The following is a 5,659-nucleotide window of genomic DNA, read 5'->3' as shown; positions in this document are numbered from 1 at the left end:
TGGAAACGGCGTGGCAATCGTCGTCCGCGCGATTTCAATCATGGAACAGGTCTGGTCCCTTCAAACCCCGTGATCCGGCGAGCGACTTCGGTTACCGGGCACACGCATGGTTTCGGGATAAAGATTGCGATAGACGCCTGTCGAAACCCGCACTGTGGCGAATTGACGAGATTGGCCAGATCGACAAGCGCACCGAGAGCGGCGGGATCGACCGTTTGTCCACCTACCATCTCATCGGTGATACCGATGATCTCCGCCGGTAGAGCCTGACGGTTGCCGTAGTGCGCTGAACGTCGACGACATCGCCAGATGCGCCGATTTCCTTCTCCATGCAGGATGGCCCTAGCATTCGCATTTTCCGCGGGCGGATACCCGCTCCGGCTGGTCTACCTCCGGGATCGCCAGCCAAGGCCCGTCCAGCAGGCCCCGTGCCGCAGGCTGCTCGTCGCGCCTGCTTTCAGTCGCCGCGGGTGTCACACCTCGAAAAGGCCGTCCCCACTTTTTCGACGGCGGTTTGATACATGATAGCCAATTCCGGTTCCGGCTCGCGGTGCTTCCGAAATTTCTGCGTCCTATCGGACCGCATGAACGGAGAATGTGTGCGGCAAACCGTTCCTTCTGAAAATCAGCGGTTTCAACTGTAATACATTCCGGCTCTCACGATCTACTGAGAATGAGACGCTACCTCTGAAGTCGGAGCGACAAATGACCCACCTGGATCAGTATCGTGCAGATCGGCACCAAGCGCCCTTCGTCCGGCTAGAAGACCGCGACCTCAAGGTTGCTGCCCGCTGCATCGTGGAGGCTTGGGTCGCTAGGTTCGGGCAGGTCGCCGGACGAACGGAGAGCAGTCTCCTTCCCAACGAGTTTGGTGTGCTTGAACCGTATCTAGCCGAGGTTTTGGTGGTCGAGCACGGTGCCGATTTCGTTTTTTCGAAATGGGGCGCCGCCTTGGACATAGTTTGCGGTGGCGCGCATCTCGCAGATCGGTTGTCGGCTTTCCCCCAGCCGAGCCGCAGCCATCTCCGTCGCGTCTGCGTCCGCGCCGCAGCAACGAGGGTGCCAGCAATCAGCAGGGCGACCTGGGCACTCGATGGCGAAATCTGGCGGTGCGCCATAATGGCTTTGCCGACCCTCAGCGATGATTTTTCGGTGAAGCGGCTGCTTGTCGCACTGCTATTTGCCCCTTACCCCTTCATCGCCGATGGCAACGTTCCGGACGGCTTTGGCTGGCCAGCAGCGGTCCTGCGCGGAAGCGTTCACGTCCTGGGAAATGCCGTGCCGGTGTTGCCGGAGCAGACATCTCCGCTTCGGGGAATCGCGCTAGCGTTCAGTCGCCTTCTGAGCGGAAATGCAATACGTTGAATGAAAATCGTCGTAAGACAGTTTTGTAAGCGCTCGCAGAACTTCGCGATGGAATGAAGGTCTTTTGATGCCGGACCTTTGCCTGAGCGGGCCAAGAGGTTGCGTTACCGCCCCGAACGCGAGTGCTGAGAGGGATGCCCCCGGGAAGCGAAGTGCACTACGGCAGACGTAAACTCGACTTACACCATATACCGGCCCAGACTTCCACACTCCGGTATCGGCGTCTCGCTACCACAATCGCAATGGCTGGGAGGCCTTTTGCAGTCTCAACTCCGAGGAAAATATATCGCGCAGGCAGGGCGCGGCGAGGTCATTGCCATGCGACGGCGGGGGCCGAAAGCTTCATGCTTGGAGGCGGTTGGACTGGCGCCAGCGGCCGGGAGTGATGCCGGCAAAGCGCTTGAAGACCGTGGTGAAATGTGCCTGAGTCTGGAAGCCGACGTTGAACGCGATATCAACGAGGCTGTCATTGGTTTTGATCAGCATGTCCTTGGCCCGCTCGATTCTGCGGCGCAGGATGTATTCGTGAGGACGAAGACTGGTCGCCATCCTGAATCGCGCGGCGAAATACATCCGGCTGAGGCCTGCCGCCCGAGCGAGATCCGCCAGCGAAATGGCTTCACCGATATGCTCGTCAACGTAAGCCATCACCCGCTTCAGCCTCCATTTCTGCAGTGCGCCGTGGTTGGCCTCCTGCTGGACCTCGGACGGCGATCGCAGCCAGAGCCAGCGGGCTAGGATGGCGTGGAGGATGGCGTCTCCGTGGACCCCATCAACTCCCTCCGGCCTAACAGCCTGCTCGAACTGGGAAAGTAGCCGCTCGATGACCGGATCAAAAGGCATCCCGTGGGACGCCACAGTTCTCGTGAAACCTGCCTCATCACTAGCGCAGCCCGAGGGCTGCGCGGAGATCGAAAGCACCATATCCATGTAGGGGACGTCGATCCGGAAGGTCGAGCCCGCGGTCTCCGGCGACATACTCGATGTCCCCATCGCCGCAGCACTTGCGGATTGGCGCCGTTCAGGCTCACACACGGCGTTCGATACCAGGAGACCGATGGGAGCCATCCCTCTCGGAAAAGTTGGAAGCGACTGAATAGTCATTGGCCTATGCCCTTCATGAAACCTGTGTTTCTTGGAGGGAACGGATCGCCGTCGAAGCTTGATTGGGCGGCGGTAGCGGGACCAACAGGACCCCTGACTTCCGCGTTTCTGCTCCGACCCTATCCGATAAACCCTCGGCGAGTACGGGCTCAGAATATTCGGGCAGGCAAGGTGCTCAACTCTACGGGAGTTCACCAGTCTACATCATGTATTCGAGCTCCCCCTACCTAGATATAATCCTTATGTCTATCCGTATGGACCATGCTGTCTCAAGGCTTGCCCGATCTTTCCGATCTGGAATGATCGGCGCGCCATTTCAATCGTGCTCCGGTTGGCTTGCACTCGGGCCGTCGTCTCTTGCTCCCTGCATTTCGAGCCCGCTAACGGTTTCTTCCTCGATCTCGGTGCTAACGCCACCGTCTTCGCATCGGCGAATAGCTTTTGGACCGGTTTGGCAACCGGGATGATGTCGGCGTCAGCGAACAGGCACGTTGTTCGAAATCCATGCTTAAGGAAGTTGATGCTGCGTGTTCAACAGGTCATAGGCGGCGGAGTCATTCTGTCTTGATGTTCCCAAACCAGCTTCGAGTTGCCCCCTCACAAGCATCGTTCAGGCAGAAAAGACCGTGCCCATCGGAAATACTGTAGCCGGGAAGATGCTACCCTGTGAATTCCAACGTGATTGTCGTTGGGGCAACCGTTTAACACGAGAGGAAATTTCTTATGAACATCAAAGCTATCTGTCTCGCTGCAACATTCAGTCTTTCGATTTTTGGTGGCCATGCTCTGGCCGGGGCATTGGATGAGCCGGACACGATGATGCCGTTCTTCACCGACTCCAGCATGAAAACCATGAAGCCCCGGGTTGATTTTGAGCGCGTCTTTTTTTCCATGCCGGCCGAAAAGCAGGCACAGATGAAGGGTGAGTGCGCGGGTGAGGTAATGCAGCCATTCACCGCGTTCTGCGCGACCGTGAACACACTCGGCGGCCACAACTAGGACGCGCGTAATGCATGTCGCCTAAAAATTGACCTCGGTTATCAGAGGACGACATGCAAATAGAAAAAAGAACCTAAAGTGCGTCGCATAAATCCGCTTCAACGCAACGCGCTTTAGGTCGCCGGATCACGCCCTTCAACGCTATCGAAGAAGGGACCCTCCTATCGGACCTCCGTTGATCAGGACTGGCGGATCCACTGGCGTTGACGCCGGAGCGGCCCGATGACGACGCACTGGATCGTCCCCGCCATGGCAACGGCGGTTGGCATCGCTGCCTCTTCGGACGTGAAGAGCCAGCACGGCCGGAGCGGGCCGGCAGCCTCGGGCTGGGGATCTTCAAGAGCAGCCATTTCATTGGCAACCCGACTCAGCGCACGCGACAAAAGCTCCAGTTTCAAGTAGCCGGGCTAGTCACCGCGAGAAAGATTTTTGCCCCCATGCTGAACGTCGGCGATACGGTCTACCGGCTCGAACCCCAGATGAGCATCTCGATCAAGTTTGCACCGCAGCTAGTTCAGCCGCCCCAACGTCCTGAGTAAGCCCACGCAATTCGGCCGGAGGCGCAAGGCAGAAAGTTCGAAAAGCTTCCAAGAACCCCAGTCGATGGCCAATTGTAGAACCGTTGACGTCCGCGTTGAGACCGGCAGCGGACCGACGGCTTTATTGTCAGTCACTAGCCTACCCCTGCATTACGACCCAGCACAGTGCTACTTGAACCGGTGGCAAGCATCGGCTTTTCGCTAAGAAACGCGCTCCGGCAGGAATTGTCACGCTCCAGCGAGGACGCCAAGCCTGTCCAGAGCAGGTGCAAGTCCTTTCAACGACACGGGCAGGACCACCTCCTTCTGATCTGCGCTTCTGACCTTTATCTTGAGCACCGAACCGGCCCGCAAAGCTGCGACTGTTTCTTCCCCGAGGCTGAGCGGCACGATGCAGCCGGCCGGCAGGCAGGTGGAGAGGCGCAGCGCCGCCAGCGGCTGGCTGTCGTCAATCTGCAGTGTGGCACCGGCGTCGAGCAGGAGGCCAAACGGAAGAACGAGATTGCCGGCGAGCGTGCCGTCGCTGTTTCGCCTAAGCTCGACAGCCATCACCCGCTGCCCGTTCTGCTGCGTTTGTTGCTGGGAGACAGCGCACGCTATTTGTGGTGCCCCGCTTTGACAGGTTAGGTTCCAGTCCTGGTAGCTCTCCTGGAGCGAAGTAGCACCGCCTGGAAGGCCTGTCTTCTCTTGAGCAAATGCCGAAATCGCAAAGCCCATGATGAGCAGCGCGGTGGCCACCAGGAGGAGGCTTCTACCCCAGCTCTTACGGGTCATATCTTCATCCATTCCTGTCCAGCCCGGCGCACTCGAATCAGGGCTCATTGTCTTTGTCAGCCGTCAACCTGCTGACTACCACTTGACGCTGAGGCCGAGCTTCGCGCCGATGGAGCGGCTGTCGCCGAATTCCTTCAGGCTCGACTTTGCGAAGGCTTCCCCGAAGACCGTGTAGCGATCGTCGGCCCAGGAGAGCGATCCGCCGAGACCGACACCGCCCCACAGCGGCTGGTCGTGCTCGTGAAGCGCGGTGCCGGAGACATCCACGTCATTGCCGTCGAGGAAGTCGTAATAGAGATTGGCAATGCCGTAGAAATGCGAGCGGCTGACCTTGCCCTGGGCGCCGGTCCAGGCGTCCTCATAGTCGAGCGACAGGCCGGCACGGCCGATCAGCGCCTCACTGCGGCTCAGCGACACCGCTGCGTCGAACGGATCGGTGAAGCTGTCGAAGCGGACCGAAGAATAGGAGAGCTGAGCCTGCGGCGTCAGCGTCCATTTGGCCCCGAGCGCGAACTTCTGGCCGGCTTCGATGCTCACAGCATAGCCGAAGCCATTATTGCCCTTCGCGAGCTCGCTGCCCAGGGTGGTGGACTTCAGGTCGCTGTCATACCACGTTACCTGGGCCTGGCCGTCGGTGTAGAAGCCGTTGTCGCCATACCAGGTCAGCGTGCCGGCGAAGCCATAGCCTTTGGCGTCGATCGAGCCGACGCCATAGATCGACGAGATGTCGGAGGAAGCCGTGCCATAGTGGAAAGAGACACCGCCGAGCAGGATGCCGGTGGCATCTTCGTAGAGGAGACCATCGACCCCCGTCTCCAGTTTCCATGTCGTCACGTCGTAGTCCGACACGGTCGTGGCGCTCTCGGGACTTTGCCGCG

General features: G+C 59.2%; 7 protein-coding genes. 4 read left to right on the top strand and 3 right to left on the bottom strand.

Annotated features, from left to right (window positions below):
- The coding region (locus EN964_RS38170; RefSeq protein ID WP_206528743.1) for a hypothetical protein at positions 1–263 on the top strand (263 nt) is incomplete at its 5' end.
- A gap of 442 nt (positions 264–705) precedes the next feature.
- Complete coding sequence (locus EN964_RS22360) at positions 706–1,365, top strand: hypothetical protein (protein ID WP_127270661.1); 660 nt, start codon at positions 706–708, stop codon at positions 1,363–1,365.
- Positions 1,366–1,707: 342 nt separating this feature from the next.
- Here EN964_RS22360 and EN964_RS22355 read toward each other — a convergent pair whose 3' ends face one another.
- Positions 1,708–2,343 carry a helix-turn-helix domain-containing protein gene (locus EN964_RS22355; RefSeq protein ID WP_236383339.1) on the bottom strand — a complete coding sequence of 212 codons (636 nt, stop codon included), beginning with the start codon at positions 2,341–2,343 and terminating at the stop codon, positions 1,708–1,710.
- An 849-nt stretch (positions 2,344–3,192) separates the two neighbouring features.
- On the opposite strand from EN964_RS22355, the gene EN964_RS22350 reads away from it, so the two are divergent.
- Both EN964_RS22350 and EN964_RS22345 read left to right on the top strand, forming a co-directional pair.
- Positions 3,193–3,468: a hypothetical protein gene (locus EN964_RS22350; protein ID WP_127270657.1), complete on the top strand. Its 276-nt coding sequence runs from the start codon at positions 3,193–3,195 to the stop codon at positions 3,466–3,468.
- A gap of 203 nt (positions 3,469–3,671) precedes the next feature.
- The gene (locus tag EN964_RS22345; RefSeq protein ID WP_127268392.1) at positions 3,672–4,007 is read left to right on the top strand and encodes a hypothetical protein; all 336 of its coding nucleotides are present in this window, start codon (positions 3,672–3,674) and stop codon (positions 4,005–4,007) included.
- 228 nt (positions 4,008–4,235) lie between these two features.
- On the opposite strand, the gene EN964_RS22340 is transcribed toward EN964_RS22345, so the two are convergent.
- Positions 4,236–4,793: an invasion associated locus B family protein gene (locus tag EN964_RS22340; RefSeq protein ID WP_245480026.1), complete on the bottom strand. Its 558-nt coding sequence runs from the start codon at positions 4,791–4,793 to the stop codon at positions 4,236–4,238.
- 63 nt (positions 4,794–4,856) lie between these two features.
- Positions 4,857–5,659 (bottom strand): autotransporter outer membrane beta-barrel domain-containing protein (locus tag EN964_RS22335; RefSeq protein WP_127276734.1); only part of this gene is annotated, 803 nt, incomplete at its 5' end.

It is taken from the genome of Mesorhizobium sp. M7A.F.Ca.CA.001.10.2.1, from assembly GCF_003998575.1.
In the GTDB taxonomy this organism is placed as follows: Bacteria; Pseudomonadota; Alphaproteobacteria; order Rhizobiales; family Rhizobiaceae; genus Mesorhizobium.
Note: the sequence above shows the minus strand (reverse complement) of the source record. Positions and strands in the feature narration are given on the sequence as shown.

Coding starts and splice junctions, on each gene's coding strand:
- EN964_RS22355 (WP_236383339.1), bottom strand. CDS start 2,343: ATGTCGCCGGAGACCGCGGGCTCGACCTTCCGGATCGACGTCCCCTAC.
- EN964_RS22350 (WP_127270657.1), top strand. CDS start 3,193: ATGAACATCAAAGCTATCTGTCTCGCTGCAACATTCAGTCTTTCGATT.
- EN964_RS22340 (WP_245480026.1), bottom strand. CDS start 4,793: ATGGATGAAGATATGACCCGTAAGAGCTGGGGTAGAAGCCTCCTCCTG.
- EN964_RS22360 (WP_127270661.1), top strand. CDS start 706: ATGACCCACCTGGATCAGTATCGTGCAGATCGGCACCAAGCGCCCTTC.